General features: G+C 70.3%; 26 protein-coding genes and 1 pseudogene. 8 read left to right on the top strand and 19 right to left on the bottom strand.

Annotation, left to right across the window (positions count from 1 at the left end; all coding sequences use genetic code 11):
* Positions 1-6: 6 nt before the first annotated feature.
* The 7 genes from DQP57_RS14155 to DQP57_RS14125 all read right to left on the bottom strand — a co-directional run bounded on the left by DQP57_RS14155 (position 7) and on the right by DQP57_RS14125 (position 9169).
* The gene (locus DQP57_RS14155) at positions 7-2205 is read right to left on the bottom strand and encodes an LGFP repeat-containing protein (protein WP_112633543.1); all 2199 of its coding nucleotides are present in this window, start codon (positions 2203-2205) and stop codon (positions 7-9) included.
* 598 nt (positions 2206-2803) lie between these two features.
* Positions 2804-3964: an acyl-CoA dehydrogenase family protein gene (locus DQP57_RS14150; RefSeq protein WP_112633542.1), complete on the bottom strand. Its 1161-nt coding sequence runs from the start codon at positions 3962-3964 to the stop codon at positions 2804-2806.
* A gap of 150 nt (positions 3965-4114) precedes the next feature.
* Positions 4115-5554, bottom strand: a complete 1440-nt coding sequence (gene hflX, locus DQP57_RS14145; protein WP_112633541.1) for a GTPase HflX — start codon at positions 5552-5554, stop codon at positions 4115-4117.
* A gap of 46 nt (positions 5555-5600) precedes the next feature.
* Positions 5601-6473 (bottom strand): diaminopimelate epimerase, encoded by an 873-nt coding sequence (gene dapF, locus DQP57_RS14140; RefSeq protein WP_112633540.1) that lies wholly within the window; start codon positions 6471-6473, stop codon positions 5601-5603.
* A 4-nt stretch (positions 6474-6477) separates the two neighbouring features.
* Positions 6478-7425: a tRNA (adenosine(37)-N6)-dimethylallyltransferase MiaA gene (gene miaA / locus DQP57_RS14135; RefSeq protein ID WP_112633575.1), complete on the bottom strand. Its 948-nt coding sequence runs from the start codon at positions 7423-7425 to the stop codon at positions 6478-6480.
* A gap of 8 nt (positions 7426-7433) precedes the next feature.
* A complete protein-coding gene (locus DQP57_RS14130) occupies positions 7434-8126 on the bottom strand; it encodes a hypothetical protein (protein ID WP_112633539.1) in 693 nt (230 codons plus the stop codon).
* Between the two features lie 65 nt (positions 8127-8191).
* Entirely contained in the window at positions 8192-9169 is a 978-nt protein-coding gene (locus tag DQP57_RS14125) for a DMT family transporter (protein WP_112633538.1), read from the bottom strand.
* A gap of 595 nt (positions 9170-9764) precedes the next feature.
* Here DQP57_RS14125 and DQP57_RS14120 point away from each other — a divergent pair.
* Entirely contained in the window at positions 9765-11093 is a 1329-nt protein-coding gene (locus DQP57_RS14120; protein WP_112633537.1) for a DUF349 domain-containing protein, read from the top strand.
* A 6-nt stretch (positions 11094-11099) separates the two neighbouring features.
* Here DQP57_RS14120 and DQP57_RS14115 read toward each other — a convergent pair whose 3' ends face one another.
* From DQP57_RS14115 to recA, 4 genes are read right to left on the bottom strand one after another with little or no spacing between them, the layout of a single operon-like run.
* The gene (locus tag DQP57_RS14115) at positions 11100-11720 is read right to left on the bottom strand and encodes an Rv2732c family membrane protein (protein ID WP_112633536.1); all 621 of its coding nucleotides are present in this window, start codon (positions 11718-11720) and stop codon (positions 11100-11102) included.
* Positions 11717-13243: a tRNA (N6-isopentenyl adenosine(37)-C2)-methylthiotransferase MiaB gene (gene miaB / locus DQP57_RS14110; protein WP_240631759.1), complete on the bottom strand. Its 1527-nt coding sequence runs from the start codon at positions 13241-13243 to the stop codon at positions 11717-11719. The genes DQP57_RS14115 and miaB overlap by 4 nt, the downstream gene beginning before the upstream one ends.
* Positions 13244-13303: 60 nt before the next feature.
* Positions 13304-13825 carry a recombination regulator RecX gene (recX, locus tag DQP57_RS14105; protein WP_112633534.1) on the bottom strand — a complete coding sequence of 174 codons (522 nt, stop codon included), beginning with the start codon at positions 13823-13825 and terminating at the stop codon, positions 13304-13306.
* Positions 13791-14831, bottom strand: a complete 1041-nt coding sequence (recA, locus tag DQP57_RS14100; RefSeq protein WP_007774959.1) for a recombinase RecA — start codon at positions 14829-14831, stop codon at positions 13791-13793. Before recA ends, recX begins: the two co-directional genes overlap by 35 nt.
* Before the next feature lie 114 nt (positions 14832-14945).
* Here recA and DQP57_RS14090 point away from each other — a divergent pair.
* Positions 14946-15723, top strand: a pseudogene (locus DQP57_RS14090) ((2Fe-2S)-binding protein).
* A 55-nt stretch (positions 15724-15778) separates the two neighbouring features.
* Positions 15779-16405, top strand: coding sequence for a flavodoxin family protein (locus DQP57_RS14085; protein WP_112633532.1), 627 nt, complete (start codon positions 15779-15781; stop codon positions 16403-16405).
* Between the two features lie 10 nt (positions 16406-16415).
* On the opposite strand, the gene DQP57_RS14080 is transcribed toward DQP57_RS14085, so the two are convergent.
* From DQP57_RS14080 to DQP57_RS14070, 3 genes are read right to left on the bottom strand one after another with little or no spacing between them, the layout of a single operon-like run.
* Positions 16416-16610 (bottom strand): DUF3046 domain-containing protein, encoded by a 195-nt coding sequence (locus DQP57_RS14080; RefSeq protein ID WP_066860781.1) that lies wholly within the window; start codon positions 16608-16610, stop codon positions 16416-16418.
* 52 nt (positions 16611-16662) lie between these two features.
* The gene (locus tag DQP57_RS14075) at positions 16663-16935 is read right to left on the bottom strand and encodes a hypothetical protein (RefSeq protein WP_112633531.1); all 273 of its coding nucleotides are present in this window, start codon (positions 16933-16935) and stop codon (positions 16663-16665) included.
* Between the two features lie 58 nt (positions 16936-16993).
* A complete protein-coding gene (locus tag DQP57_RS14070) occupies positions 16994-18160 on the bottom strand; it encodes a glycosyltransferase (RefSeq protein ID WP_112633530.1) in 1167 nt (388 codons plus the stop codon).
* Positions 18161-18210: 50 nt separating this feature from the next.
* Between DQP57_RS14070 and DQP57_RS14065 the strand changes: the two genes are divergently transcribed.
* Positions 18211-18642 (top strand): limonene-1,2-epoxide hydrolase family protein, encoded by a 432-nt coding sequence (locus DQP57_RS14065; protein ID WP_112633529.1) that lies wholly within the window; start codon positions 18211-18213, stop codon positions 18640-18642.
* 16 nt (positions 18643-18658) lie between these two features.
* Here DQP57_RS14065 and pspM read toward each other — a convergent pair whose 3' ends face one another.
* The 4 genes from pspM to pgsA all read right to left on the bottom strand — a co-directional run bounded on the left by pspM (position 18659) and on the right by pgsA (position 21481).
* Complete coding sequence (gene pspM / locus DQP57_RS14060) at positions 18659-19468, bottom strand: phage shock envelope stress response protein PspM (protein WP_112633528.1); 810 nt, start codon at positions 19466-19468, stop codon at positions 18659-18661.
* A 10-nt stretch (positions 19469-19478) separates the two neighbouring features.
* On the bottom strand, positions 19479-20306 hold the full coding sequence (pspA, locus tag DQP57_RS14055; RefSeq protein ID WP_112633527.1) for a phage shock protein PspA: 828 nt from the start codon (positions 20304-20306) through the stop codon (positions 19479-19481).
* Between the two features lie 132 nt (positions 20307-20438).
* Positions 20439-20765: a transcriptional regulator ClgR gene (gene clgR, locus DQP57_RS14050; protein ID WP_112633526.1), complete on the bottom strand. Its 327-nt coding sequence runs from the start codon at positions 20763-20765 to the stop codon at positions 20439-20441.
* Between the two features lie 107 nt (positions 20766-20872).
* The gene (pgsA, locus tag DQP57_RS14045) at positions 20873-21481 is read right to left on the bottom strand and encodes a CDP-diacylglycerol--glycerol-3-phosphate 3-phosphatidyltransferase (RefSeq protein ID WP_205869128.1); all 609 of its coding nucleotides are present in this window, start codon (positions 21479-21481) and stop codon (positions 20873-20875) included.
* Between the two features lie 38 nt (positions 21482-21519).
* On the opposite strand from pgsA, the gene DQP57_RS14040 reads away from it, so the two are divergent.
* Complete coding sequence (locus tag DQP57_RS14040) at positions 21520-22062, top strand: amino-acid N-acetyltransferase (protein WP_112633524.1); 543 nt, start codon at positions 21520-21522, stop codon at positions 22060-22062.
* A 5-nt stretch (positions 22063-22067) separates the two neighbouring features.
* Here DQP57_RS14040 and DQP57_RS14035 read toward each other — a convergent pair whose 3' ends face one another.
* Positions 22068-24578, bottom strand: coding sequence for an FtsK/SpoIIIE family DNA translocase (locus DQP57_RS14035; RefSeq protein WP_205869126.1), 2511 nt, complete (start codon positions 24576-24578; stop codon positions 22068-22070).
* 169 nt (positions 24579-24747) lie between these two features.
* Between DQP57_RS14035 and DQP57_RS14030 the strand changes: the two genes are divergently transcribed.
* Genes DQP57_RS14030 through DQP57_RS14020 form a run of 3 tightly spaced genes read left to right on the top strand, consistent with a single transcriptional unit; the run spans position 24748 to position 26770 of the window.
* Positions 24748-25062 (top strand): putative quinol monooxygenase, encoded by a 315-nt coding sequence (locus tag DQP57_RS14030; protein ID WP_112633523.1) that lies wholly within the window; start codon positions 24748-24750, stop codon positions 25060-25062.
* The gene (locus DQP57_RS14025) at positions 25062-25892 is read left to right on the top strand and encodes a mycofactocin-coupled SDR family oxidoreductase (RefSeq protein WP_112633522.1); all 831 of its coding nucleotides are present in this window, start codon (positions 25062-25064) and stop codon (positions 25890-25892) included. The genes DQP57_RS14030 and DQP57_RS14025 overlap by 1 nt, the downstream gene beginning before the upstream one ends.
* A gap of 5 nt (positions 25893-25897) precedes the next feature.
* Complete coding sequence (locus DQP57_RS14020; protein ID WP_112633521.1) at positions 25898-26770, top strand: SAM-dependent methyltransferase; 873 nt, start codon at positions 25898-25900, stop codon at positions 26768-26770.
* The last annotated feature ends 118 nt before the right edge of the window (positions 26771-26888 follow it).

The following is a 26888-nucleotide window of genomic DNA, read 5'->3' as shown; positions in this document are numbered from 1 at the left end:
GCCGCGTCAGTCGGCGCGGGTGAAACCGTTGGCCAGCGCGACTTCTTCGCTCGACAGCCAGAGTTCGGCGAGCGTGTCCTGATACAGGTCGCTGCCCGGCGTGTAGTACAGCCCGTACCGGGCGCTGGCCTTGATCGGATATCCCTCGGGCGCCTGGTACGGGTCGTCGAGCGGCAGGTGGATCGTGGGCCGGCCGTCCGGGCCCGCCAGACCATTGTCCGAGCCGTCCTCGGCGTCGTCGGCGGCGGCGTGCCGTCCGCTTCGCGCCGGCGCCCCGGCCGCGACCGCTCCGGCGACCACCGCGTCTGCCACGTCGGCTCCCCGGTCCTCCGCCGGCTCGGCCTCGGCCTCGGGCTCGGGCGTGGCGAGGTCGAGGTAGTCGTCCTCGGGCTCGGCCGTGTCCAGGGCGCCGGTCACGGCGTCGGTGTCGGGCGGGGTGCGGGGCACCGCGAGGTCAAGGTATTCGTCGTCCGGGTAGGCCTCCTGCGCGTACCCGGCGTCGAGGTCGTCGGCGTCGGCGTAGGCGGCGTCGTCCGCGGTGTCGGGCTCGGCGAGCTCGGGAACCTCGTCGGCGTAGTCGGCGTAGTCGACCTGGGCGGCGGGATAGTCGGCCTCCGACAGCATCTCGCCGGAGACGACGGGGATGGAGTCGGTGTCGACGGCGTCGGGGTCTTCCTCCTCGAACCCGTATTCACTCTCGGCGGGAGCCTGGCGCTGCCAGCTGACCCGCCCGGCATCCGGCGCCGGTTCGGCCGGCGCGCTGAGCGCGAACGCCTCGGCGTCGTGGTCGGAATCGTCGTGCCCCCAGGGGTCGCCGGCGTCGTAGCCGAAGTCCCGGCCCTGGTCGGGCGCATAACCCACGGCGTCGGCCTGTTCGGGCCGGCGCCGGCGCCAGACGAACAGCACCCAGACCAGCAACACGAGCAGCACCAGTACCGGGATGGCGGCCATCAGCCACCACCAGTGCCAGGTGAACTTCTTGGCGTGCGCCGGCATGGCCGAGTTGCTCGGCTGGTTCTGACCCGACACTTGCAGGCCGGACAGGAGCGGCGCCAGGTTGGACGGCTCCGTGCTGAACGTGTTCTTGGCCCGGTTCCACGAGATCTTGCCGCCGGTGAACTGCTGCGAAACCACGTCGCCGTTCACGGCCTGGTCGCCCACCGGCGCGCCCAGCTTGCCGGCGGGGGCGCGCAGCTTGTCCCACGCCGCCTTCATCGCCCCGCGGATGACGAACGCGCCGTGGTCCGACGTCCAGAAGATGACCGGCTTGTCGGCGGCGGAGAAGGTGCAGATCTTGCTGGAAGATCCTATGCCGCCGTCGGTTTCGTTGGTGGTGGGAAATCCGAGGTCGCTGCCGACCGGGCCGCCCAGCGACTCGTATTTGGCCAGAATGTCGCTCTCGACGGCGTTCGCGCCGGTGGCCGGGGTGAAGAACACCTTGCCGCGGGCGAAGTTCTGGGCGATGCCGTCACCGCCGACGGGATACTGGCCGCCCTGCTTGGCGCCCAACGGCCCGGTGGCTCCGCCGGCAGCGCGCCACGCCGTGTTGATCGCCGCGGTGGGATCGATCGCCACCTGCAGGCCCTTCAACTGGTCGGCCAGCGCCGGCGGTTCGGTGGTGAACTGCTTCGTCTGCCGATTCCAGGACACCTGGCCGCCGCTGAATTTCTGCGAGGACACCTCGCCGCTGTAGGTCTCGTCGCCGACCGGTACACCGAGAACCCCGCCCGAGCTGCCCAGCTTGTCCCAGGCGGTGTTGAGGGCGCCGCGCACCACGAACGGGCCGTGCTCGGGGGTCCAGAAGATCACCGGCTTGTCGCTGGCCGAGAAGGTGATCACCCGGCTGTCGGGACCGGACAGGCCCGGCACTTCGTTGATGGTCGGAAAGCCCAGATCGCTGCCGGCCGGCCCGCCGAGCTGCTCGTATTTGTCCAGGACGGGCCCGTACGCGAACTTGGCTCCGGTGGCCGGGGTGAAGAACATCTTGCCGCCGTCGAAGTCCAGGGCGAAGCCGTCCCCGACGGGGTACACGTCGCCCTTGCGGGCGCCCAGTGGTGAGGTGTCGCCGCCGGCCTTGTCCCAGGCGGCCATGATCGCGGCTTCGGCGTCGCCGATCGGACTCGCTACCGCGGTGGGGGCCAACAGCACGGCGGCCAGTGCGGTGGTCGTCAAGCTGACCAGCGCGCTTCCGATCAGCTTGCGCATGTGACCTCTCTGCACCTTCACCAAGCCTCCCAGCCGGCGGATAGGGATCTATCTGCGGCTATGCCCTTACCTGCATAACCGGCGAACGGGCCGTGCTGCGCGGAATGGACCCGCGCACGATCAGCCTTACCGCCGGGCTCGCATTACTTTGCTCCAGCCAACAAGAAATGCGAAGTCGAATCACAAATTTTACAAAAACGGATACCACACCGATGTCGAAATGATGCGTGCCCATGGCCCAATCGCGACCGCCCGCCCCGCCCGTCGTTCGGCGTTGCGGATATCGCACAGAAAACGGCCGGACCGCGGATCGAGCAGCAGCGCCGGACTGCCGACTCGCACAGCGCAATTGCGCCGGACGTGTCCGCGCACCGGGCACGAACGGTCGCCACCGGCCCGATCGCGGGCCTGATTAGGCGCGACGGCACGCCCGGAAGACCTGCGCCGATGGGCCGTGACCCCGCGGCGAAGTCACGCTCTCACCCGCGCCAACCCACGCGCCGCGGCCAGTTTGTCGCCCGCCGCCAATAGCGCCGGGGCCGTTAACCAACGAATCTTCGCCGCGATGATTCTTTGCCGCTATCCAGCAAACGAAACGCTATACGCCGAGGCTGCGGCCGATGATTTCCTTCATGATCTCGGTCGTGCCGCCGTAGATGGTTTGCACCCGTGCGTCCAGATAGGCACGGGCAACGGGGTATTCGCGCATGTAGCCGTAGCCGCCGTGCAGCTGCAGGCAGCGGTCGATCAGGTGCACCTGCTTTTCGGTGCAGTACCACTTGGCCATCGCGGCCTGTTCGGCGGTCAGCTTGTGGTCCAGGTGCAGGCGGACGAACTCGTCGACCATCATGCGGACCACGGTCGCCTCCGTCGCCAGTTCGGCGAGCACGAAGCGGCTGTTCTGGAAGCTGCCGATCGGCTTGCCAAATGCCTTGCGCTCCTTGGTGTATTGCAGGGTCTGCTCCAGCACCTGCTCCATGGCCGCGGCCGCCATGATGGCGATCGAGATGCGTTCCTGCGGCAGGTTCTGCATCAGGTAGATGAACCCCATGCCCTCCTGGCCCAGCAGGTTTTCGGCCGGCACGTGCACGTCGGTGAACGACAGCTCGGCCGTGTCCTGGGCGTCCAGCCCGATCTTGTCCAGGTGCCGGCCGCGCTCGAAGCCCTCCATGCCGCGCTCGACGGCCAGCAGCGAGAAGCCCTGCGCGCCCTTGTCCGGGTCGGTCTGCGCGACCACGATCACCAGGTCGGAGTTGATTCCGTTGGTGATGAACGTCTTTGATCCGTTGAGCACGTAGTGGTCGCCCTGCTTGACCGCGCGGGTCTTGATGCCCTGCAGGTCGCTGCCGGTGCCCGGCTCGGTCATCGCAATCGCCGTAATCAGCTCTCCGGTACAGAATTTCGGCAGCCAGCGCTGCTTCTGCTCCTCGGTGGCCAGGGCCAACAGGTACGGCGCCACGATGTCGTTGTGCAGGCCGAACCCGATGCCGCTGTAGCGGCCCGCGGTGGTCTCCTCGGTGATGATCGTGTTGTACCGGAAGTCGGGGTTGCCGCCACCGCCGTACTCCTCGGGCACCGCCATGCCGAGGAAGCCCTGCTTGCCGGCCTCGAGCCAGACGCCACGGTCGACGATCTTCGCCTTCTCCCACTCGTCGTGGTAGGGCGCGACATGGCGCTCGAGGAAGCCCCGGTAGGACTCACGGAACAGGTCGTGCTCTGACTCGAAAAGAGTGCGCTGGTATTTGATGGCGCTGCTCATGGAAAGACCTCCGGCGACTGGGATGCTGCAGCCCAACATATACCAACCGGACGGTTGGTCGGCAGCTGGCGGGGTCGCCTACGGACGCCGCCGGGGCCTCGGGTGCGGCTGCGGGGCGCGGAGCGCCCGGTCATCGGGCGCAACGCCCGCTCAGTCGGTCGAGAACTCGCGCAGCCGGCCGGCCAGCGCCACCGGGACCCGGGCCCTGATCCGGGTGCCCTCGGCGCTGTGCTCCTCGTGCTGGACGCGCCCATCGGCGTGCAGCCGGGCGACCAGGTCGCCGCGGTGGTACGGGATCACCACGTCCACGGCGGTGTCGGCGGGAACGGCGAGCTCGGCGATCCGCCGGCGCAAGGCGCCGATCCCGTCGCCGGTGCGCGCGGAGACGAACATGGCGTCGGGCAGCGCGTGACGCAGTTTGGCCAGCGCCAAATCGCTTGCGGCGTCGACCTTGTTCACCACCACCAGCTCCTGCGGCGCCGCACGGTCGTGGTCGGCCCCGTAGTCGGCGACGACGTCGGAGACCACCTGGCGGACCGCGTTGATCTGCGCCAGGGGGCTGGCGTCGGACCCGTCGACGACATGCACCAGCAGGTCGGCGTCGACCACCTCTTCCAGCGTGGAGCGGAACGCCTCGACCAGTTGGGTGGGCAGGTGGCGGACGAACCCGACGGTATCGGTGAGCACGAACGGCCGGCCGTCGTCGAATTCGGAGCGCCGGGTGGTGGGCTCCAGGGTGGCGAACAACGCGTCCTGGACCAGCACCCCGGCCCCGGTCAGCGCGTTGAGCAGGCTCGACTTGCCGGCGTTGGTGTAGCCGACGATGGCGATCGCGGGCAGTTCGCTGTGCACCCGACGGCTGCGCTGGGTGTCGCGGACCTGTTTCATGTCCTTGATCTCGCGGCGCAGCTTGGCCATCCGCTCGCGGATGCGCCGCCGGTCGGTCTCGATCTTGGTTTCACCGGGACCGCGCAGGCCCACGCCTCCCCCGCTGCCGCCGGCGCGGCCACCGGCCTGCCGCGACATCGACTCACCCCAGCCGCGCAGCCGCGGCAGCATGTATTCCATCTGGGCCAGCGTCACCTGCGCCTTGCCCTCCCGGCTGGTGGCGTGCTGGGCGAAGATGTCGAGGATCAGCGCGGTGCGGTCGATGACCTTGACCTTCACGGCCTTCTCCAGGGCCGTCAGCTGAGCCGGGGACAGCTCGCCGTCGCAGATGACGGTGTCGGCGCCGGTCGCCAGCACCACCTCCCGCAGTTCCTGCGCCTTGCCGGAGCCGATATAGGTCGACGGGTCGGGCTTGTCGCGGCGCTGGATCAGCCCTTCGAGCACCTGCGAGCCGGCGGTCTCGGCCAGGGCGGCGAGCTCGGCCATGCTGGCCTCGCCGTCGGCGGCGCTGCCGTCGGTCCAGACGCCCACCAGAACGACCCGCTCGAGCCGAAGCTGGCGGTACTCGACCTCGGAGATGTCGGTGAGTTCGGTCGACAGGCCGGCGACGCGGCGCAGCGCCGACCGATCTTCGAGGGCGAGTTCGCCGGTGCTGGGCTCCGGCGCGGCCGGAGAGTGATCGCGAAATTCGGGATGTGTCATAGGCAATACACGATGATGCACGCGAAAAGGGTTTTGTGCACTCGATTTAACGCTGCTGCTGTCGCCACCATTCCTCGCTGAGTTCTCCTTGGGCCACCAGCACGGACGGTCCGCGCAGGAAGCTGGTGGCGTCGGTGATGGTGACGACGACCTCGCCGCCGGGCACGCGCACGGTCAGGGCGCCGGTGGCCGCACCGGCACCGGCGAGCGCGGCGACGGCGGCCGCAACGGTTCCGGTGCCGCAGGAGCGCGTCTCGCCGACTCCCCGCTCGTGCACCCGCATGTGCACCGCCCCGTCGGCGGGTGCGGTGACGATCTCGACGTTCACCCCGTCGGGGAACTGGGTCGCGTCGAAGCTCACCGGCGCGGCCACGTCCAGTACCGCCAGCGCCTCGGGCGTCAGATCCGGGTCCACACAGGCCAGGTGGGGATTGCCGACGTCGACCGCCAGGCCGGAGAACCTCCGCCCGCCCACGACCGCCTCGCCGCCGCCCAGCGTGTTGGCCTTGCCCATGTCGACGCTGACGTCGGCGGTGGTCGCATCCGCGCGGTGCACGACGACCGGCCGCGGCCCGGCCAGCGATCCGACCACGAACTCGTCGCGGGATTCCATGCCGCTGGCGCGCAGGTAGTGCGCGAAGACCCGCACGCCGTTGCCGCACATCTGGGCGACGGACCCGTCGGCGTTGCGGTAGTCCATGTACCAGTCGCCGGGATCCACACCGTCGGGCACCCGGTCGAGCACGCCGGCCGACACCGCCGCACCGGCCGTGGTGACCCGCAACACCCCGTCGGCGCCCAGCCCACGGCGCCGGTCGCAGAGCGCGGCAACCCGCGGTCCGGTCAGGCTCAGCTGGGCCTGCGGGTCCGGCAGCACGACGAAGTCGTTCTGGGTGCCGTGACCCTTGGTGAATTTCACCTGCTCAGGATACGTGGCGCCAGGCCCGCACGGCGGCGTCGAGGACGTCGGCGCGCTGCTCCGGCGTCGCCGCGCCGACATCGAGCCACCGCACCCGGTGGTCCCGCCGGAACCAGGACCGCTGGCGGCGGACGTAGCGCCGGGTGCCGACGAAGGTCTGCTCGCGCGCGGCGCGCATTTGCTCGTCGCCCCCGCCCGCATCCAGGGCGGCGAGCACCTGCGCGTAGCCCAGCGCGCGCGAGGCGGTCACCCCGTCGCGCAAGCCCCGCTCCAGCAGCCCGATCACCTCGCCGACCAGACCCTGATCGAACATCGCGTCGGTGCGCCGCGCCAGCCGGTCGTCGAGAATCGTTGTCTCGCAGTCCAGCCCGACGATGGCGGTGTCCCAGCGCGGCGCGCCGATCTGGGGCGCCGACGCGGCGAACGGCTGACCGGTCAGCTCGACCACCTCCAGGGCGCGCACGGTGCGCCGGGCATCGGTGGGCAGGATCGACGCCGCCGCGGCGGGATCGCGTCGGGCCAGCTCGGCGTGCAACTCGCCCACCCCGACCTCGGCCAGCCGCCGCTCCCAGCGGGCGCGCACCGCGGGGTCGGTGGCGGGAAACGACCAGTCGTCGAGCAGCGACTGGATGTAGAGCATCGAGCCGCCCACGATGACGGGCACCGCACCGCGGGCCGCGATGGCTTCGACGTCGGCCGCGGCGGCGTTCTGGTAGCGGGCGACGGTCGCGGTCTCGGTGACGTCGAGGACGTCGAGCTGGTGATGTGGGATGCCGCGGCGTTGCTCGACGGGCAGCTTCGCGGTGCCGATGTCCATGCCGCGATAGAGCTGCATGGCGTCGGCGTTGACGATCTCGGCCCGGACACCGAGCCGATCGACCCGGTCGGCGAAGTCGAGCGCCAGCTGCGACTTGCCGGTGCCCGTGGGGCCGATGATCGCCAGGGGGCGCACGGCGGCCGTCACACCTGCCAGACGCCGGCGAAGTAGCCCACCCCGTAGGGCGCTCCGCGGTACAGCTCCTTGGCCGATCGGGGGCCCGGCCCGGCCAGCCCGGCCAGCACCTGAAATGCGGCCCGTCCCACGATCTGGTCCGGCAGCCGGCCCAGCGCGGCGACGTCGCCGCTGCCCAGCGCGTCGTCCAGCGCCTCTTGCGCCGCGGCGTTGGCGGGGTCGTATCCGCCGGGGGCCGCCGGGGTCAGCGTGTTCGCGCCGTCGGCCACCACCAGCACCCCGACCGGCTCGGGCGACCGGTCGATCTCGGCGCGCAGGTGCTCGCCGAGGCGCCGCGCGGTGGCGCCGTCCTGGTCGGCGCGGTAGACCCGGACCTGCGCGCTGGCCTGCGGCTGCGCCTGCCCACGCACCCAGGCGGCCAGCAGCGCGCACACCGGCAGGGGCACGGGCGCCGCGGCGCCGTCGGGTCGCGGAGACAGTTGCACGGGCACGTCGACGCCGAAACCGGCGAACGTGCCCACGGTGTCGGGACCGAATTCGTCGTCGTTGGGGGCCGTCCCGATCGCCACCCAGCGGTCGGGCAGCAGCGCCGCCGCGGCGAGCGTCGCGGCGACCAGGTCGGCCACCTCGGCCGCGGCCGCTCCGGCCAGCTCGGGGACCAGGACCGGCGCCGACGGGACGATCGCGATCGCGCTCAGCACGCCACCAAACTAACGTGGCGGCGCCGACGACCCCGCACTAGTTCGGCACGCCCAGGCGCCGGAGGTCACCACCCGGAGGTGTCGGCCACCACCAGACGATCACTGAAGGGGCCGAAGTCGTCTTCGGCGTTGGCCTCGCGGGGCGGCACTTTTCGCGAGGCACCGTCCCCGCGGGAATCGGACTGATCGATGCTGGCGGCCTCGCCGCGGGCCAGGGCGATCGTGGCGCCGATGACCACCGCGACCGCGCCCACCAGCACGAACGCCATGGGTCCGTGGGCGCCCAGCGTCTCGTCCAGCACCAGCACACCGAGCACCCCGGCGACCACCGGCTTGGCGACCGTCATCGTCGGCAGTGACGCGGTGAGCGTCCCGGCGCGGAAGGCCGATTGCTGGAAGATCATCCCGGTCAGCGCCACCAGCAGCCACGGCACGAACTCCGGCGAGGTCAGCACGGCCATCGGGCCGCGCTCGGACATCTCGACGATGCCCTTGGTCAGCACCGCGAACAGCGCCAACGAGGAGCCGGCCACCACCGCGAGCAGCACGGCCGCGAACGGGCTTCCGGACCAGCGCCGCGCCGCCACCACGCAGGCCACCAGCAGCGGGACCATGACCAGGGCGACGATGATCCAGGTGCGCATCAGCCCGCGCTGCTGGCCGGATGCCGGGTCGCCGACGATGATGACCACCGCAAGCCCGGCGGCCAGGATGAGGGCCCACATCCACTCGCGGGGCTTCACCCGGTGATGGGCCAGCCGCGCGTAGATGGGCAGCGCGAACAGCAGCGCGGCCACCTGCAGCGCGGTCACCAGCACCACCGAGCCCCAGGCCAGGGCGGCGGCCTGCAGACTGTAATTGGTGATCGCGGCCAGGCCGCCCAGCCACCACCGGCTGTCCTTGAGCGACATGCGGAACAGTTCCAGGTGCCCGACCGGCTTGTCGGTGATCTCGTGCGCGGAGCGCTGACGGATCACGTCGCCGACCGCGGATGCCAGCGCCGCGCACAAAGCAAGCAACGCCGCGACATCGACCTTCGACATTCTCGACCCCTTCGCCCCTAGACCGTTCGACCCAGCTTTCCCCGGGGCGCAGGCAAATACACGCACAATTTGCGTTCAGTTCAACTACAAATTTATGACGTTCCGCACGTTGCTCACTGCCCCGTAGGTAACCGTTCAACTATTACTTCAGCAATCTATGCATTGCGTGGGATAACTCTAAGAGAAGTACACAGGCCTCTGTGAGTGACGGCTAAGGCCCTTCGCTGCCAGCGTTTTTCGGGACCGGGGCCGCGCGCCGGATGGGATGAGTGTCACACCATCGCCGCGCGCGCCCGGGCGAGCCGTCGGCCGCGCCCCTCGCCGCGGCTAGGCGCGCGGCCTGGGCGGCCGTTCGCCCGATCGACCGCCGCCACCCGAGCATCCACGGGGCGTCGGCACACCGCTGGTGCCGGCCCGGTCAGGAATGCCAAGGTGGCGGCGTGGGGCAGAGCAAGCTGCTTGAATATCGTTAAGCGGCTGTTGGGAGGGAACCCCACCTCGGGCCTTCGGCAGCTGCAGGAGACGGTGCCGCTACGCGCGGCAGGTGCGCGGGACACGGACCGCGCGGAAGGTTGCGAAAGGTAGTGACGAGCGCATGACGTCTGACGAGCCTCGCGACGAATCAGCTCGGCCAGTGCCGCGCCCGGGACCGCGTCCCGGCCCCCGGCCGACACCGCGACCCACCACCGCGCATCCGCTGGTGATGCCGCCGCCGAGCAATCCGCATCAGTTCGGGCGGGTGGACGACGACGGCACCGTGTGGCTGGTCAGCTCCGCCGGCGAGCGCATCATCGGCTCCTGGCAGGCCGGCGACCGTGAGGCGGCCTTCGCCCACTTCGGCCGGCGCTTCGACGACCTGGCCACCGAGGTCACCCTGATGGAGGAGCGCCTGGCCTCCGGAAGCGGCGACGCCCGCAAGATCAAGGCGCACGCGGCCGAGCTGGCCGAGACGCTGCCGACGGCGGCCGTGCTGGGCGACATCGATGCCCTGGCGGGCCGGTTGACCACCATCGCCGAGCACGCCGAGGCGACGGTCGCCGCGGAGCGCTCCCGGCGCGAGGAGCATCGGGCCACCCAGACCGCCCGCAAGGAGGCGCTGGCCGCCGAGGCCGAGGAGCTGGCCGCCAACTCGACGCAGTGGAAGGCCGCCGGCGACCGGTTCCGCGCGATCCTCGACGAGTGGAAGACGATCAGCGGCGTCGACCGCAAGGTCGACGACGCCTTGTGGAAGCGCTACTCCGCGGCCCGGGAAGCCTTCAATCGGCGGCGGGGATCGCATTTCGCCGAGCTCGACCGGGAACGCTCGGTGATCCGCCAGGCCAAGGAACGCCTGTGCGAGCGGGCCGAGGAGCTGTCCGATTCGACCGATTGGACCGCGACCAGCGCGGAATTCCGCAAGCTGCTGACCGAGTGGAAGGCGGCCGGGCGGGCGACCCGGGAGGTCGACGACGCCCTGTGGCGGCGGTTCAAGGCCGCCCAGGACGTGTTCTTCGCCGCCCGCAACGCCGTGACCGCGGAAAAGGACGCGGAGTTCCGCGCCAACGCGACCGCCAAAGAGGCGCTGCTGGCCGAGGCGGAGAAGCTGGACACCAGCAACCACGACGCCGCCCGGGCGGCGCTGCGCGCGATCACCGAGAAGTGGGATGCGATCGGCAAGGTCCCGCGCGAGCGGTCCGCCGAGCTGGAGCGCCGGCTGCGCGCCGTCGAGAAGAAGGTGCGCGACGCCGGCGACCCGGGTTGGTCCGACCCGCAGGCCCAGGCCCGCGCCGAGCAGTTCCAGGCCCGCGCCGAGCAATACGAACAGCAGGCCCATAAGGCCGCGGCGGCGGGCCGGACCAAGGAAGCCGACGAGGCTCGAGCCAACGCCGAGCAGTGGCGGCAGTGGGCGCAGGCGGCCGTCGAGGCCCTGACCCGCAAGCCCTAGAGGCGGTCAGGCGCCCTTGGGCGTTCCGGGGTCGTCGCCGTTCTCGATCGCGGCGGGCTTGTCCAGACCGTCGAGCAGCGAGGTCGACTGCTGCGCCGCGACGCGGCGCCGCTGTTCCTCGGCGGCCAGTTGCACGATGGTGCGCGACCAGACCACCCGGGCCCAGTGGTAGGTCAGCACGAGCACGGTCAGCCAGGCGACGATCAGGCCCCAGCCCGGCCCCGGGTGGCCCGCGGAGACCGTCTGACGCGACCAGATCGCCAGCATGCCCGCGGCGCCCGCGATGGCCGTGCCCGCCAACGCGACCCAGGCCAGCGCCCAGCGCCGCGTCACCAACGCCAGCATCGAGAAGCCCACACCGAATACCAGCGCCAGCCAGGCGAACACCCGCGACGGCAAGGCGACGGCGGCCGCGCCGGCGTGGTGGCTACCGAACAGCACGTCCCAGCCGCGCACGTCGCCGGTGTGCGGCAAGACGAACGACGCCAGCAGCACGAACACCAGGATCGACACGAAGAAGGCCCGCGGGCCGGGGTCGATTCCGCGGGCCACCCGGCGTTCGGCAGCCTCGATCTCGGTGCGCAGGGCGCCGAGCTGTGCGTCGTCGTGGTTCATCTCGTTGTTCATCGTGCACATCCAAGGGGTTCGGCCGGGCCGGCGGGCGGCCCGACTGCGGGCATGCCGAGGCCGGTGCCGCGCGGGCGCTGCCCGGTGGCGTGGGCATCGCCCGCCCGGGTGCGGCGATGCGCGACGACGCCCGCGTCGGCGATGAGGTGGTGGGGTGCGGCCCCGGTGATCACCGTGGTGACGATGTCACCGGGCCTGACCTCGCCTGGTGTGTCGACGGCGAAGTGCACCAGCCGGCCGTCGCGGGCCCGCCCGCTCATGCGGGCGGTGCGGCTGTCCTTGCGGCCTTCACCGGTGGCGACCAGCAATTCGACGGTCTGGCCGATCAACGCCTGGTTGCCCTCCAGCGAGATCGCCTCCTGCAGCTCGATCAGCCGCTCATAGCGTTCCTGCACAACGGCTTTCGGGATCTGCCCGTCGAGTTCAGCCGCCGGGGTGCCGGGCCGCTTGGAGTACTGGAAGGTGAACGCGGCCGAGAACCGGGCCGCACGCACCACGTCCAGCGTGGCGGCGAAGTCCGCTTCGGTCTCGCCGGGGAACCCGACGATCAGGTCGGTGGTGATGGCGGCGTGCGGCATGGCGGCCCGGACCCGGTCGATGATGCCGAGGTAGCGCTCGGCGCGGTACGAGCGCCGCATCGCGCGCAGCACCCGGTCGGATCCGGACTGCAGCGGCATGTGCAGGGCGGGGCAGACGTTGGGCGTCTGAGCCATGGCCTCGATGACGTCGTCGGTGAATTCGGCGGGATGCGGCGAGGTGAACCGCACCCGCTCCAGCCCGTCGATGTCGCCGCAGGCCCGCAGCAGACGGGCGAACGCGCCACGGTCGCGGGGCAGCTCCGGGTCGGCGAAGGACACCCCGTAGGCGTTGACGTTTTGGCCCAGCAGCGTGACCTCGAGCACGCCGTCGGCCACCAGCGACCTCACCTCGGCCAGGACGTCGTCCGGGCTGCGGTCGACCTCTTTGCCCCGCAGTGACGGGACGATGCAGAACGTGCAACTGTTGTTGCACCCGACCGAAACGGAAACCCAAGCGGCATAGGCGGATTCGCGTGCGCTGGGCAGTGACGACGGGAACTCCTGCAGCGCCTCGGCGATTTCGACCTGGGCGACCTTGTTGTGCCTGGCCCGCTCCAGCAGGGTGGGCAGCGATCCGATGTTGTGGGTGCCGAAGATGACGTCGACCCAGGGCGCCTTGCGCAGCAACGCGTCGCGGTCCTTTTGGGCCAGGCAGCCACCGACGGCGATCTGCATCTCGGGATTGCCACGCTTGCGCGGCGCCAGGTGGCTGAGGTTGCCGTACAGCTTGTTGTCGGCGTTCTCCCGGACCGCGCAGGTGTTGAACACGACCACGTCGGCGTCGGCACCCTCGGCCGCCCGCCGGTATCCGGCCGCTTCCAGCAGTCCCGCCAAGCGTTCCGAGTCGTGGACGTTCATCTGGCAGCCATAGGTGCGGACTTGGTAGGTGCGCGTGGGCGCGGCAGCGGCGGCCGCGTCCGCGGCCCCGGCGTCGCTCGCCACCATCGAAGTCACGGGGCCATGGTACGGCGGCCGGTCGGCGCGCGAGAAACCGCACGTCAGGGCTTAGACCCGGCGCCGCTCCCGTTCGGCCGCCAGCTCGGCGAAGACGACCTCGCACGCCATGTTCTGGCTGTAGCCACGGCGCGCCAGCATCCCCACCAGCCTGCGGGTCACCCGCGCATCGTCGTCGTTGAGCGTTTCCCGGCGCAGCTTGGACCGGACCAACTGCTCCGCCCGGTCCCGCTCGGCGCCGGCGTCGATCCCGGCGAGCACCGAGGTGATCACGTCGTTGTCGACACCCTTGGTGTGCAGTTCGGCGGCCAGGGCGCGCTTGCTTTTCCCGGCGTGGATGCGGCGGGACTGCACCCACTGCTGGGCGAAGTCGGCGTCGTCGATCAGGCCGACGGAGGCCAACCGGTCGAGGACCCGCTCGCTGACGTCGTCGGGATAGCCGCGTTGGGCCAGCCGGCCGCGCAGCTCCGCGCGGGTGCGCGCTCTCGCGGTGAGCAGGCGCAGGCACAGCGCCCGCGCCTGCTCCTCGCGGGAGGGCTCAGAAGTCGACGGGGGCGGGCAGGACGTCGTCATCGGTCACGACCGCGCCAATGCCGAGCTTTTCCTTGATCATCTTCTCGATCTCGTTGGCGACTTCGTCGTTTTCCTTCAAGAAGGTGCGGGCGTTCTCCTTGCCCTGGCCGAGCTGCTCGCCCTCATAGGTGAACCAGGAACCGGACTTGCGGATGAAGCCCTGCTCCACACCCATGTCGATCAGCGAGCCTTCCCGGCTGATGCCCTGGCCGTAGAGGATGTCGAACTCGGCCTGCTTGAAGGGTGGCGCCACCTTGTTCTTGACGATCTTGACCCGGGTGCGGTTACCGACCGCGTTGGTGCCGTCCTTGAGCGTCTCGATCCGGCGTACGTCCATGCGCACCGACGCGTAGAACTTCAAAGCCTTTCCACCCGTGGTGGTTTCGGGGCTGCCGAACATCACCCCGATCTTCTCGCGCAGCTGGTTGATGAAGATCGCGGTGGTGCCCGAATTGTTCAGCGCGCCAGTCATTTTCCGCAGCGCCTGGCTCATCAGCCGGGCCTGCAGCCCGACGTGGCTGTCACCCATCTCGCCTTCGAGCTCGGCGCGTGGCACCAGCGCGGCCACCGAGTCGATGACCAGGATGTCCAGCGCGCCGGAGCGGATCAGCATGTCGGCGATCTCGAGGGCCTGCTCCCCCGTGTCGGGCTGGCTGACCAGCAGGGAATCGGTGTCCACGCCGAGCTTCTTGGCGTACTCCGGGTCCAGGGCGTGCTCGGCGTCGATGAAGGCGGCGACGCCGCCGGCGGCCTGGGCGTTGGCCACCGCGTGCAGGGCGACGGTGGTCTTACCCGAGGATTCCGGGCCGTAGATCTCCACGACCCGGCCGCGGGGCAGCCCGCCGATGCCCAGGGCCACGTCCAGTGCGATGGATCCGGTGGGGATGATCGAAATCGGCTGACGCGTCTCGTCGCCGAGACGCATCACCGAGCCTTTGCCGTAGCTCTTTTCGATCTGGGCCATCGCCAGTTCGAGAGCCTTCTCGCGATCGGGGGCTTGCGCCATGGTGCCTCTCCTATAGTCGGTGTTCGTCTGACCGGTATCGGTCGGTTGGCGGTGACACTAGAGAAGGCCACCGACAAGTTGACTGGCCGAACGCTCACCACACTAGCCGAACAGGTGTTCGATTCAAGTTCGACACGCCGTTGTGCCCCCGGCACGTGTGGCAACATCGGCTCCCGAAAGGCGCCGACGGGCCTTCTCGGGGCCGATCTGCCCGGGAGGCGGTCGCGAACCCATGGACATCTCCGCCCAGCTGGCCGAAACGGCTTCATACGGAGGCTTTTTCGCTCTGACCGTGGGCGGGGACGCGGCGGGATGGCATCCGGTCGCCCGGTCCTACGCCGACGGTTGCGCCGACCTGGTCGAGGCCACCGCCCGCCGCTACCACACCACGGACCTGCGGATCGGCGCGTCGCTGGTTCACCTCGCCCACGCCGCCCGGCTGTGGTCACCGGTGCTCGCCTGCGCGATCGGCCACGGCGTCGTCCCCGACCTCGATGACCTGCACCGCGCCGACGACGATGCCCGGCTCCGACTGCCCAGACCCGACGGCACGGCCGTCGATTCGCCCGACGCGCTGTACCGGGCCGTGGTCGACGAGCACCTGCAACCGCTCGCCGCCGGCCTGCGGGTCAACCTGGCGCCCGCCCTGCTCGCGGGCAACATCGCCTCGGCGCTGGTGGGCGCCGCGCGGGCCCTGATGGCGGCCCGGCCCGACCTGCGCACCGCGACCGTCGGTATGACCGAGTCGCTGCTGGACACCGGCGTGCTGGCCGGTTCCGGCGTCATCACCGGCCCGCAGCTGGGTTTCCGGCGCCGCAGCTGCTGCCTGTTCTATCGGCTGCCCGGGGGCTCGCTGTGCGGTGACTGCGTGCTGCACCGGGTGCCGCGATAGGGCCGATCGGGCGCGGAGGTCGTTTGCCGCTGTCCCGCCGGGGTATCTGGCCACCATGTCCTCAGCCGCAACACCGTCCCTGCGCGCCATCGCGTTGATCTGCTCGTTGAAGAAGAGCCCGGCGCCGTCCAGCAGCGAGCTGCTCGCCGACCAAGTGCTCGATCAGCTGCGCGGCGCGGGCGTCGAGGGTGAAAAGGTGCGCTGCGTCGACCTGAACCTGCTGCCGGGCGTCGAGGCCGACATGGGCCCGGGCGACGAGTGGCCGGCGCTGCTGGACAAGGTCAAATCGGCGGACATCGTCATCGTCTCGACGCCGACCTGGGTCGGCCACATGTCCAGCGTCGCCCAGCGCGTCCTGGAGCGCCTCGACGCCGAGCTGTCCGACACCGACGACGCGGGACGGCCGGCGATGGTGGGCAAGGTGGCGCTGGCCGCGGTCGTGGGCAACGAGGACGGGGCGCACAAGATCGTGGCCGATCTCTTCCAGGCGCTCAACGACATCGGGTTCTCGATCGCCGCGCAGGGCTGCACCTACTGGAACGGCGAGGCCATGCAGGGCACGGACTACACCGACCTCGACGACGTGCCGGAGGCGGTCGCGTCGGCCACCGGGAATGCGGCGCGCAACGCCGTGCACCTGGCCACCGTGCTGCGGCAGAACGGCTACCCGGCCTACGAATGACGGGCGGCGGTCACCACTGCTCCCGCGGTACGTCGAAGTCGACGCACAACGCCCGCCACACGTCGCGGGGCTCGATGCCCGCCTCGATGGCCTGGGCGGCCGTGCGTCCGCCGAAGCCGCTCAGCACGTGATCCACCAGCACCGAGGACCCGTAGGTGGTGCCGAAGCGCAGCACCACCCGCTCGTGAAACTCCGTTAGCCGCACGCCAGCCAACATACCCAGCCCGCCTGGAACGGACACCTGAGCGCGCAGGCACCTACCTCCAGCTGGCCGGCAGATCGATGATGTGGTTCGGGCAGTCCTCGTGGACCGCGATCGACATGATGTCGCGCGCGCGTTGGGCCGACATGGTGGCCCGCAGCTGCATGAAGGTGTATTCGGCCGGGGCCAGTCCCTGTTGGGCGGCGGCAGGGTCGTCCATCAACTGGCATGCCTGCTGTTCCTCGGGACTGTCGGCGTGCGCGACGGCCGCACCGGCCAGCGAGCCGGCCAGCAGGGCGCCGGCGGCGATTGTCGTGACGATCCTCATCGAATGCCTCCCGTGCCTCCCGCCGAAGCATAAGGCGTCCCGGGCGGCGCGCCGCCGATCATCCGGCCACCGCAAGGGCGTCGCGGCACACCCGGACCGGATCGGCGACGTCGGCGATGCCGGCGGCCGCGGTCTGGGCCGCCGCCCGGTAGCGCGGCGACGACAGCACCTCGTTGACCGCGGCCACCAACGCGTCGGCGGTCAGCGGCCGGATCAGCCGCGCGCTGCCCTGGCGCAGCACCCGGTTGGCGATCTCCCACTGGTCGCCGCCGCCGGGCACCACCACCAGCGGCACGCCGGCCAGCAGCGTCTTGGCCACCATGCCGTGGCCGCCGCCGCAGATCACCAGGTCGGCGTGCGCGAGCAGCGCGTCCTGGCGTCCCAGGCCGACCGCCGCCCAGGGCGGCACCGTCAGTTCCGGTCCGTCCAGCCGTGACACCAGCAGGCGCGAGCCCGCCGGCATGGTCTCCCCCGGCGTCAGGCACCCCAACGCGACCTCGGCCAGGCCTTCGGTTCCGATCAGCGCGGTCGACGGCGCGATGACCACCACCGGCCCGGAGCCGGCCGGGACCTCGAGGACCCGGTCGGTCGGCTCGAAGTGCAACGGCCCGACCAGGACGGCCTCTGCCGGCCAGTCCGGGCGGGGAACCTCCAGCGCGGGCAGCGTCGCGATCAGCCGCCGCAGCGGCCCGGGATCGCGGACGGGCAGGCCGATCTCCGCGCGCGCCATCCCGCGTTGGCGCAGCCCGGCCCGCCAGGATCGCGCCGTCAGCGCGCGCATCGCGGCGTCGCGTAGCCGGCCCCGGATGCCGGTGCCCGGCGCCAGGCCACTGCCGATCGGCGGGAGCCCTTTGGACGGCAGGTACAGCGGGTGCGGGTTGAGTTCGATCCACGGGATGCCCAGCAGTTCGGCGGCCATGCCGCCGCCGGCGGTGATGACGTCGGACACCACCAAATCGGGCGCGAGTTCGCGCAGCGCGGGCACGTTGAGCACGGCCATCCGCGCGGCGCGCCGGTGGATCCTGGCCCCGGCGTCGACGTCGTCGTCGGTGGCGGCCAGCCCGTCCAGCGCGACGGCGGCGATGCCGGCGCCGCGGGCGGCGTCGAGCCATTCGGCTCCGGTGAAGATCGTGGGCTCGTCGCCGGCTTCGGCGAAGCGTTGGCACAGCGCGATCGCCGGGAACGAATGCCCGGGATCCGGCCCGGCGACCACGGCGACGCGCATCGTGCTTACCCTGCCACAGCGCGACGCGGCCACGCGCCTACGCTGACAAGATGACCGAGCTGACTGGGACCACCGTTGCGAACACCCGCACGGTCGAAGGCTTTCTGAATGCGCTGCAGGAGGCGGATTACGACGCCGCGGACGCCGCGCTGGCCGACGACCTCGTCTACGAAAACGTCGGCCTGCCCACCATCCACGGCAGGGCCAGGGCCATCAAGCTGTTTCGCCAAATGGAAGGCCGCGCGGCCTTCGAGGTGAAGATCCACCGCATCGCGGCCGACGGCGGCGCGGTGCTCACCGAACGCACCGATGCGCTGATCTTCGGCCCGCTGCGTCTGCAGTTCTGGGTGTGCGGCGTGTTCGAGGTCCACAACGGGCGAATCACGCTGTGGCGGGACTACTTTGACTTTTTCGACATGCTCAAGGCCACCGCGCGTGGCCTGGCGGCACTGGTGGTCCCGTCGCTGAAAGCGACGTTCTGACACCGCGTTTGGCCGACTAGCCGGTCCCGCGCAGTCCGCCGAGTTCATCGAAGGCCTGCGCCCAACCGAGGAGCCGGTCCGTCGCCCCGGCCAGCTCCGCGCGGTAATGCTGCGACGCGGCCGACCCGTCCCCGTTCGCCGACGACACCAATTGCGCTGCCGCGGTGACCATTTCGTTGTATTGACGAACGCCGGCGGACAGCTGCGCGGTGAACGCGTTGATGGTGGGCACCAGATGCGTCCGGGATTCCGCGCTGGCCTGTGCCGCCCGCTCCATCGACACCACCTGCGCGGCGGTGGACGCCATGGCGGCCGAGGTCCTGGTGGCGGCGGCGGTCAGGTCGCGAATCTCGGCGGTCGGCAACATCGCGCCCCGCTCGATCACCGCCACCAGAGACGAAAATCCGCGCTCCGAGGCGCCCAGCGCGTACATCGCCGGGCGCGCCGCCGAACCCGGTGGCGGTAGCCGGCGCGCGGTGGTGGTCAGGGGCACCGGCAGCGGCTCGGACCGCAGCCAGCGGTAGCGAAGCAGCAACAGCGTCGCCGGGATGGCCATGAAAACCGCGACGCCGCCGGTGATTTCGAGCAGCAGCGCAAACCAGCCCCAGGCCGCGAGCAGCATCGTCACCGCCGCCCAGAACACACATCCGGCGCTGAAGATCAGGCCCCAGCGCAAGGCGCGCCGGCGGCGGCGCAGCTGGCGTGCGCGCGGGTCGGCGGCGGCGCTGAGCTTGCGGGCCACCACGTCGGAAAGGTCGGCCGCGGTGGCCAGTCCCCGGTGCAGCAGCGCGCGCCACGGACCGGGCTGCGACGCCTTCACCGCCATGACGCTCCGACTACTGGCCAAGTGGCTTCTCGGTGACCGAGCCGCCGGCGCTCTCCGCGGGTGCGGGCGTCGCCGGGGTGGTCCCCGCGGCCGGCGTCCCGCCGGTCGGCAGGGCCTCACCGCGCATCGAGGCGCGAATCTGTTCCAGCCGGGAATGACCGGCCATCTGCACGCCGGCCTGCTCGACCTCGAGCATCCGGCCCTGCACCGAACCCTGGGCGAGCTCGGCCGCCCCGATCGCGTTGGCGTAGCGGCGCTCGATCTTGTCGCGCACCTCGTCGAGGCTGGGGACGTTGCCGGGGGCGGCGAGATCGCTCATGGACTGCAGTGAGGCGCTCACCTGTTCCTGCATCTTGGCCTGCTCGAGCTGGCTGAGCAGCTTGGTGCGCTCGGCGATCTTCTGCTGCAGCATCATGGCGTTCTGCTCGACGGCCTTCTTGGCCTGCGCGGCGGCCCCCAGCGCCTGGTCGTGCAGCGTCTTGAGGTCTTCGACGCTCTGCTCGGCGGTCACCAGCTGGGCGGCGAACGCCTCGGCGGCGTTGTTGTATTCGGTCGCCTTGGCGGTGTCGCCGGCCGCGGTGGCCTGGTCGGCCAGCGTCAACGCCTGACGCACGTTGACCTGCAGCTTCTCCACGTCCGCCAGCTGACGGTTGAGCCGCATCTCCAGCTGCCGCTGGTTGCCGATGACCTGCGCGGCCTGCTGGGTCAGCGCCTGATGCGTGCGCTGCGCTTCCTCGATGGCCTGCTGGATCTGCACTTTCGGGTCGGCGTGCTCGTCGATCTTGGCGTTGAACAGCGCCGTGAGGTACTTCCACGCCTTGACGAACGGATTGGCCATGAGTTAGCTCCACCTTCGCTTCTTGGGATCCGGAGGGTCCCCGGATGGGCCTGAACGGCTCTGCGCCTGTCGCTCAATTTAATGGGTCGGCGCCGATCGCCCCACCCCTTACGCGGGATCGGGCCCCGGCGCTCAGGCCAGCGCCAGCGACGCCACCGGGGGGATGACGACCTTGATGCTGGTGCCGCCCGCCCCGTCCGTGGGCGCGCCGACGGCCGTGCGCTCCTCGCTGGCCATCCGCTCGCCGGCGTGGATCAGAACCGACGACAACGGGACGTCCAGTGCGTCACAGATGGCGTTCAGCAGCTCGCTCGAGGGCTCCTTGCGGCCGCGCTCCACCTCGGACAGGTAGCCGAGGCTCACCCGCGCCGAATCGGAGACCTCGCGCAGCGTGCGGCCCTGTGTCGTGCGGGCCTCGCGCAACACGTCGCCGATGACCTCGCGCACCAATGGCGCCATCCCGCCCTCCTTCGTCCGTCGTCCCTGCGCGGCACGTACTGCCGCGGCGGGCGCTCACTAGGTGAACGCCGAGAGCGGTGATCTGGTTCCCGGTCGGCGCCGGAGAATCAGCCGGGTGTGCGGCGCACTTCCCGGACGGTCGACACGACGTAGTCGATGCCGGTGATCACCGTCAGGACGATCGCCGCGCCCATCACCACCGCCGCGACCACCCGGAACGGCCCCGGCGATCCCGTCCAGGGCAGCACGAACAATCCGATGGCCAGCACCTGCACCACGGTCTTCAGTTTGCCGCCCCAGCTGGCCGGGATGACGCCGCGGCGGATGACGGCCAGCCGCAGCACGGTCACCCCGAATTCGCGCGTCAGGATCAGCACCGTCACCCACCACGGCAGCTCCCCCAGCATCGAGAGCCCGATCAGCGCCGACCCCACCAGCGTCTTGTCGGCGATCGGATCGACGAAGGCGCCGAATTCGGTCGCCATGCCGTAGTTGCGGGCCAGCAGCCCGTCCAGCCGATCGGTGATGCAGGCGACCGCGAAAATGACGAAAGCGACGACGCGGAAACCGGTTTCGCGGCCGTCACCGGCAAACAGGCCCAGCAGGAAGACCGGCACCAGCACCAGCCGCAACAGGGTCAGGGTATTGGCCAGGTTGGCGATGTTTGCGCGGCCCGGCGGTCCAGTTAGCGGACCCGTCTGCGGCTGCCCCGACACGGCAACAGAATAGCGGTTGACCAGCACCGCCGTCCGAGATGTCGATACTGTTAGCCGTGAGCAGAAGTCCGCAGCGATATCGGCCGCTGGTTCGGCGCGCGCGAACCTCCGATGTTCCGGCCATCAAGCGCCTGGTCGACACCTACGCCGGGAAGATCCTGCTCGAGAAGAATCTCGTGACGCTGTACGAGGCCGTGCAGGAGTTCTGGGTGGCCGAACACCCGGATTTTCCAGGCCGGGTGGTCGGGTGCGGGGCGCTGCACGTGTTGTGGTCCGACCTCGGCGAGGTCCGCACCGTCGCGGTCGATCCGGAGATGACCGGCCACGGGATCGGCCACGCGATCGTCGACCGGCTGCTCGAGGTCGCCCGCGAGCTCGCGCTGAAGCGGCTGTTCGTGTTGACGTTCGAGACCGAGTTCTTCGCCCGGCATGGCTTCACCGAGATCGAGGGCACGCCGGTGACCGCCGAGGTGTTCGAGGAGATGTGCCGCTCCTACGACATCGGCGTCGCCGAGTTCCTGGACCTCAGCTACGTCAAGCCGAACATTCTCGGCAACTCGCGGATGCTGCTGGTGCTTTAAGCGGACTAGTCGACGTCGGGGTCGCCGCCGTCGGCGTCGCTGCCGCCGCGGATCAGCGCCAGCGTTCCGGCCAGCTCGTCGGGCTTGATCAGCACCTCGCGCGCCTTGGAACCCTCCGAGGGCCCGACGATGCCGCGGGTCTCCATCAGGTCCATCAGCCGGCCGGCCTTGGCGAAGCCGACGCGCAGCTTGCGCTGCAGCATCGACGTGGAGCCGAACTGGCTGGACACCACCAGCTCGACGGCCTGCAGGAACACGTCCATGTCGTCACCGATGTCGGGGTCGACGTCGGTGCGTTCGCCGGTGGGCTTGGCGGCGGTGACGCCCTCGGTGTACTCGGGCTCGGCCTGGTCCTTGCAGGCCGTGACGACGGCGTGGATCTCCTCGTCGGTGATGTACGCGCCCTGCAGCCGGATCGGCTTGCCCGCGCCCATCGGCAGGAACAGGCCGTCGCCCATGCCGATCAGCTTCTCCGCGCCGGCCTGGTCGAGGATGACGCGGCTGTCGGTGAGCGACGACGTCGCGAACGCCAGCCGGGACGGGACGTTCGTCTTGATCAGGCCGGTGACCACGTCCACCGACGGCCGCTGGGTGGCCAGCACCAGGTGAATGCCGGCGGCGCGGGCCTTCTGGGTGATCCGCACGATGGCGTCCTCGACGTCGCGGGGCGCGGTCATCATCAGGTCGGCCAGCTCGTCGACGATCGCCACCACATACGGGTAGGGCCGGTACTCGCGCTGGCTGCCCAGCGGCGCGGTGATCGCGCCCGAGCGCACCTTCTCGTTGAAGTCGTCGATGTGGCGCACCCGGGAGGCCTGCATGTCCTGGTAGCGCTGCTCCATCTCCTCGACCAGCCACGCCAGCGCGGCCGCCGCCTTCTTGGGCTGGGTGATGATCGGGGTGATCAGGTGCGGAATGCCTTCGTACGGGGTGAGTTCCACCATCTTCGGGTCGATCAGGATCATCCTGACCTCTTCGGGGGTGGCGCGCGCCAGCAGCGAGATCAGCATCGAGTTGACGAAGCTGGACTTACCGGATCCCGTGGAGCCGGCCACCAGCAGGTGCGGCATCTTGGCCAGGTTGGCCGAGATGAAGTCGCCCTCGATGTCCTTGCCGAGCCCGATCACCAGCGGGTGGTGGTCGCGCCGGGTCGACGGGGCGGTGAGGACGTCGGCCAGCCGCACCATTTCCCGGTCGGTGTTGGGCACCTCGATGCCCACGGCCGACTTGCCCGGGATCGGCGCCAGCATGCGCACGCTCTCGGTGGCCACCGCGTACGCGATGTTCTTCTGCAGCGCAGTGATCTTCTCGACCTTCACGCCCGGCCCCAGCTCGACCTCGTAGCGGGTGACGGTCGGCCCGCGGGTGCAGCCGGTGACGGCGGCGTCCACCTTGAACTGGGTGAGCACCTCGGTGATGGCGTCGGCCATGACGTTGTTGGCGGCGCTGCGCTTCTTCGGCGGGTCCCCCGCAACCAGCAGGTTCAGCGACGGCAGCGTGTAGGGGCCCTCGACGACCCGGTCCAGTTCCACGGTGTCGTGCTTGTCCGCGGACCGGCCGCGCTTGCGGCCCCGCGCAGAGGGCTGGATGGCGGGCTCGGGCATCGTCGGGATGTCGTCCTGCAGCGCGGCCTGGGCGTCGTCGTCCGGGGACCACGCCGGCGCGGGCGGCTCGTCCGGGATGGGCGGCGCCTCGTCGTGGTGGCCGTCGCGGTCGGCCCCGTCGTCGTCGAACTCGTCGGCATAGTCGTAGGGCTCGTCGTCGTAGTCCTCGTCGACGAACCGGGTGTGGAACAGGTTGCGCATCACCACCGGCACCTCGCGGATGGTGGTGCCGGTCAGCAGCAGCAGGCCGAACATGAAGCCGATGAACAGCAGCGGCGCCGCGATCCACGGCGTGAGCCCGTCCGAGAGCGGGCCGCCGATGGCGAAGCCGATGAAACCGGCCGCGCGGCGGCGGGCGTCGGGGTCGCCCGGCGACCCGGACCACAGGTGGCGCAGCCCGAGCACCGAGAGGGTGATCAGGCTGGCGCCCAGGATCAGCCGGGGCCGCACATCGGGGTTCGGTTCGGTGCGCATCAGCGTCACCGCCACCGCCGCGGTGGCGACCGGCAGCGCCAGCACGCCCGCGCCGATGAAGGTCCGCAACGCCATGTCGATCCACGTCCCGACCGGCCCGGCGGCGTGGAACCACGAGCTCGCCGCGACCACCACGGAAAAGCCCAGCAGCAGCAGCGCGATGCCGTCGCGGCGATGCCCGGGGTCGATGTCGTGGGCCCGCCCGATCGACCGGGCCGCGCCGCCGGTCCCCCGCGCGGCCATCATCCAGACGGCGCGCATGGCGCGACCGCAGGTCAGCCCGGCGGAAACCAGCGGCGCCTGCTGACGCCGCCTGGCGGGCTTACCGGCCTTCTTGCGGGGCGCCGCCGGGCGCGCTCCCCGCGACCCGCTGGGGCGCGATGTGGCCTTTGACCTGCTCGTTCGGCTTCCGGAGCGGGCGGCGGTCTTACTGGGCATGCCGGCAAGCGTAGTCGCAACGGCATCATCTACACCACCCGCCACACTGGTAACCGCCCGGCTTGTCGGGCATGGCCCGGATCGGCCCCCAAATCGCGTGAGTAGGGTGACATCCGGTTGCAAAAAGTCGTGCTCGTCACCCACCCCCGCAGCGCCCAGGAGGCCATCAATGCCCGTTGTCGTCGTCGCCACCTTGACTGTCAAACCCGAGTCGGTCGACACCGTTCGCGACATCCTCACGCGGGCCGTCGAAGAGGTGCACGACGAGCCGGGCTGCCAGGTGTATTCGTTGCACCAGTCGGGTGAGACGTTCGTGTTCGTCGAGCAGTGGGCCGACGCCGAGGCGCTCAAGGCGCACAGCACCGCACCGGCGGTCACCAAGATGTTCACCGCGGCCGGCGAGCACCTGGACGGGGCGCCCGACATCAAGATGCTGCAGCCGGTCCTGGCGGGCGATGCGGCCAAAGGGCAGTTGCGGCCCTGATGGCCCGGTCGTCGGAAGGGCCCCTGAAGGGCAAGGTCGCCTTCATCACCGGCGCGGCGCGCGGGCAGGGCCGCGCGCACGCGGTGCGGCTGGCCGCCGACGGCGCGGACATCATCGCCGTCGACCTGTGCGACCAGATCGCCAGCGTCCCCTACGCGCTGGCCACGCCGGAGGACCTGGCGGCCACCGTGAAGCTGGTGGAAGACACCGGCGCACGCATCGTGGCGCGGCAGGGCGACGTCCGCGTCCGCGAATCGCTGTCGGCGGCGCTGCAGGCCGGCCTGGACGAATTCGGCCGGCTGGACATCGTGGTGGCCAACGCCGGGATCGCCCCCATGCAATCCGGTGACGACGGTTGGCACGACGTCATCAACGTCAACCTGACCGGCGTCTACCACACCATCAAGGTCGCGATACCCACGATGGTCAAGCAGGGCACCGGCGGGTCGATCGTGTTGATCAGTTCGAGCGCGGGGCTGGCCGGGGTCGGCAGCCCGGACGCCGGCTCCGTCGGCTATGCCGCCGCCAAGCACGGGGTGGTCGGGCTGATGCGGGTCTACGCGAATCTTCTTGCCGGACAGATGATTCGGGTCAATTCGATCCATCCCTCCGGGGTCGAGACGCCGATGATCAACAACGAGTTCACCCGCGAATGGCTGGCCAAGATGGCGGCCGCGACCGACACGCCGGGGGCGATGGGCAACGCCATGCCGGTCGAGGTGCTCGACGTCGAGGACATCGCCAACGCGGTGGCGTGGCTGGTGTCCGACCAGGCTCGCTACATCACCGGCGTGACCCTGCCCGTCGACGCGGGTTTCCTGAACAAGTAGTCGCCATGGCACGAAACCCGGTTGCGCAGACGGCATTTGGCCCGATGGTGCTGGCCGCCGTCGAGCAGAACGAGGCGCCAGGACGCCGCCTGGTCGACGACGACTTCGCCGAGCTCTTCCTGCCCGCCCCGCTGCGGTGGCTCGTCGGCGCCACCCGCTTCGCACCGGTGCGTCGGCTGCTGATCCGCGGCTCGGAGTTCACCGGTCCGGGTTTATGGGCAAACCTGGCCTGCCGCAAGCGTTTTATCGCCGACAAGCTCAAGGAGTCGCTCGACGACATCGACGCCGTCGTCATCCTCGGGGCGGGCCTCGACACCCGCGCCTACCTGTTGACGCGGCGGGTCCGCATCCCGGTGTTCGAGGTCGATCTGCCGGTGAACGTCGCGCGCAAGTTCAAGACGGTCCGCCGCGTACTCGGCGAATTGCCGCTGTCGGTCCGGTTGGTGGCGTTGAACCTCGAGCATGACGACCTGCTCACCTCGCTGGCCGAGCACGGTTATCGCACCGACTACCGGGTGTTCTTCATCTGCGAGGGCGTCACGCAGTACCTCACCGAGGCGACCGTGCGGCGCACCCTGGACGGCTTGCGCGCGACCGCGCCCGGCAGCCGATTGGTGTTCACCTACGTGCGTAGGGATTTCATCGACGGCACCAATCGCTACGGCACCCGCACGCTGTACCGCACCGTGCGCGAGCGGCGCCAGCTGTGGCATTTCGGGCTGGAGCCCGACGAGGTGGCCGCGTTCCTGGGCGAGTACGGCTGGCGGCTGGTGGAACAGGCCGGTCCCGACGAGCTCGTGCAGCGCTACGTCGAGCCCACCGGCCGCAAACTCAAGGCCTCGCAACTGGAGTGGTCGGCCTACGCCGAGAAGATCTAACCGCCGCGGTTTGCGCGACACGTAAACGTCTGCGACGACACGCCGCTTGAGTCCAAGGGATGGATGCAACACCTTTCCCGTAGGAGTGTTGCATGCAAGGCTCACTGCCACCGTCGCG

It is taken from the genome of Mycobacterium colombiense (assembly GCF_003284935.1).
In the GTDB taxonomy this organism is placed as follows: Bacteria; Actinomycetota; Actinomycetes; order Mycobacteriales; family Mycobacteriaceae; genus Mycobacterium; species Mycobacterium arosiense_A.
The sequence above is the reverse complement of the archived record's forward strand: the minus strand, read 5'-3'. Positions and strand labels throughout refer to the sequence as shown.

Bases quoted from the DNA above. Each gene is read 5' to 3' on its own strand.
- DQP57_RS14150 (WP_112633542.1), bottom strand. From the start codon at position 3,964: ATGAGCAGCGCCATCAAATACCAGCGCACTCTTTTCGAGTCAGAGCAC.
- DQP57_RS14120 (WP_112633537.1), top strand. From the start codon at position 9,765: ATGACGTCTGACGAGCCTCGCGACGAATCAGCTCGGCCAGTGCCGCGC.
- hflX (WP_112633541.1), bottom strand. From the start codon at position 5,554: ATGACACATCCCGAATTTCGCGATCACTCTCCGGCCGCGCCGGAGCCC.
- recA (WP_007774959.1), bottom strand. From the start codon at position 14,831: ATGGCGCAAGCCCCCGATCGCGAGAAGGCTCTCGAACTGGCGATGGCC.
- pspA (WP_112633527.1), bottom strand. From the start codon at position 20,306: ATGGCCAATCCGTTCGTCAAGGCGTGGAAGTACCTCACGGCGCTGTTC.
- recX (WP_112633534.1), bottom strand. From the start codon at position 13,825: ATGACGACGTCCTGCCCGCCCCCGTCGACTTCTGAGCCCTCCCGCGAG.
- DQP57_RS14125 (WP_112633538.1), bottom strand. From the start codon at position 9,169: ATGTCGAAGGTCGATGTCGCGGCGTTGCTTGCTTTGTGCGCGGCGCTG.
- DQP57_RS14155 (WP_112633543.1), bottom strand. From the start codon at position 2,205: ATGCGCAAGCTGATCGGAAGCGCGCTGGTCAGCTTGACGACCACCGCA.
- DQP57_RS14065 (WP_112633529.1), top strand. From the start codon at position 18,211: ATGACCGAGCTGACTGGGACCACCGTTGCGAACACCCGCACGGTCGAA.
- clgR (WP_112633526.1), bottom strand. From the start codon at position 20,765: ATGGCGCCATTGGTGCGCGAGGTCATCGGCGACGTGTTGCGCGAGGCC.
- DQP57_RS14030 (WP_112633523.1), top strand. From the start codon at position 24,748: ATGCCCGTTGTCGTCGTCGCCACCTTGACTGTCAAACCCGAGTCGGTC.
- DQP57_RS14115 (WP_112633536.1), bottom strand. From the start codon at position 11,720: ATGAACAACGAGATGAACCACGACGACGCACAGCTCGGCGCCCTGCGC.
- DQP57_RS14025 (WP_112633522.1), top strand. From the start codon at position 25,062: ATGGCCCGGTCGTCGGAAGGGCCCCTGAAGGGCAAGGTCGCCTTCATC.
- DQP57_RS14020 (WP_112633521.1), top strand. From the start codon at position 25,898: ATGGCACGAAACCCGGTTGCGCAGACGGCATTTGGCCCGATGGTGCTG.
- miaB (WP_240631759.1), bottom strand. From the start codon at position 13,243: ATGGTGGCGAGCGACGCCGGGGCCGCGGACGCGGCCGCCGCTGCCGCG.
- DQP57_RS14040 (WP_112633524.1), top strand. From the start codon at position 21,520: ATGTCGATACTGTTAGCCGTGAGCAGAAGTCCGCAGCGATATCGGCCG.
- DQP57_RS14075 (WP_112633531.1), bottom strand. From the start codon at position 16,935: ATGAGGATCGTCACGACAATCGCCGCCGGCGCCCTGCTGGCCGGCTCG.
- pspM (WP_112633528.1), bottom strand. From the start codon at position 19,468: ATGGCGGTGAAGGCGTCGCAGCCCGGTCCGTGGCGCGCGCTGCTGCAC.
- DQP57_RS14070 (WP_112633530.1), bottom strand. From the start codon at position 18,160: ATGCGCGTCGCCGTGGTCGCCGGGCCGGATCCCGGGCATTCGTTCCCG.
- DQP57_RS14035 (WP_205869126.1), bottom strand. From the start codon at position 24,578: ATGCCCAGTAAGACCGCCGCCCGCTCCGGAAGCCGAACGAGCAGGTCA.
- DQP57_RS14085 (WP_112633532.1), top strand. From the start codon at position 15,779: ATGTCCTCAGCCGCAACACCGTCCCTGCGCGCCATCGCGTTGATCTGC.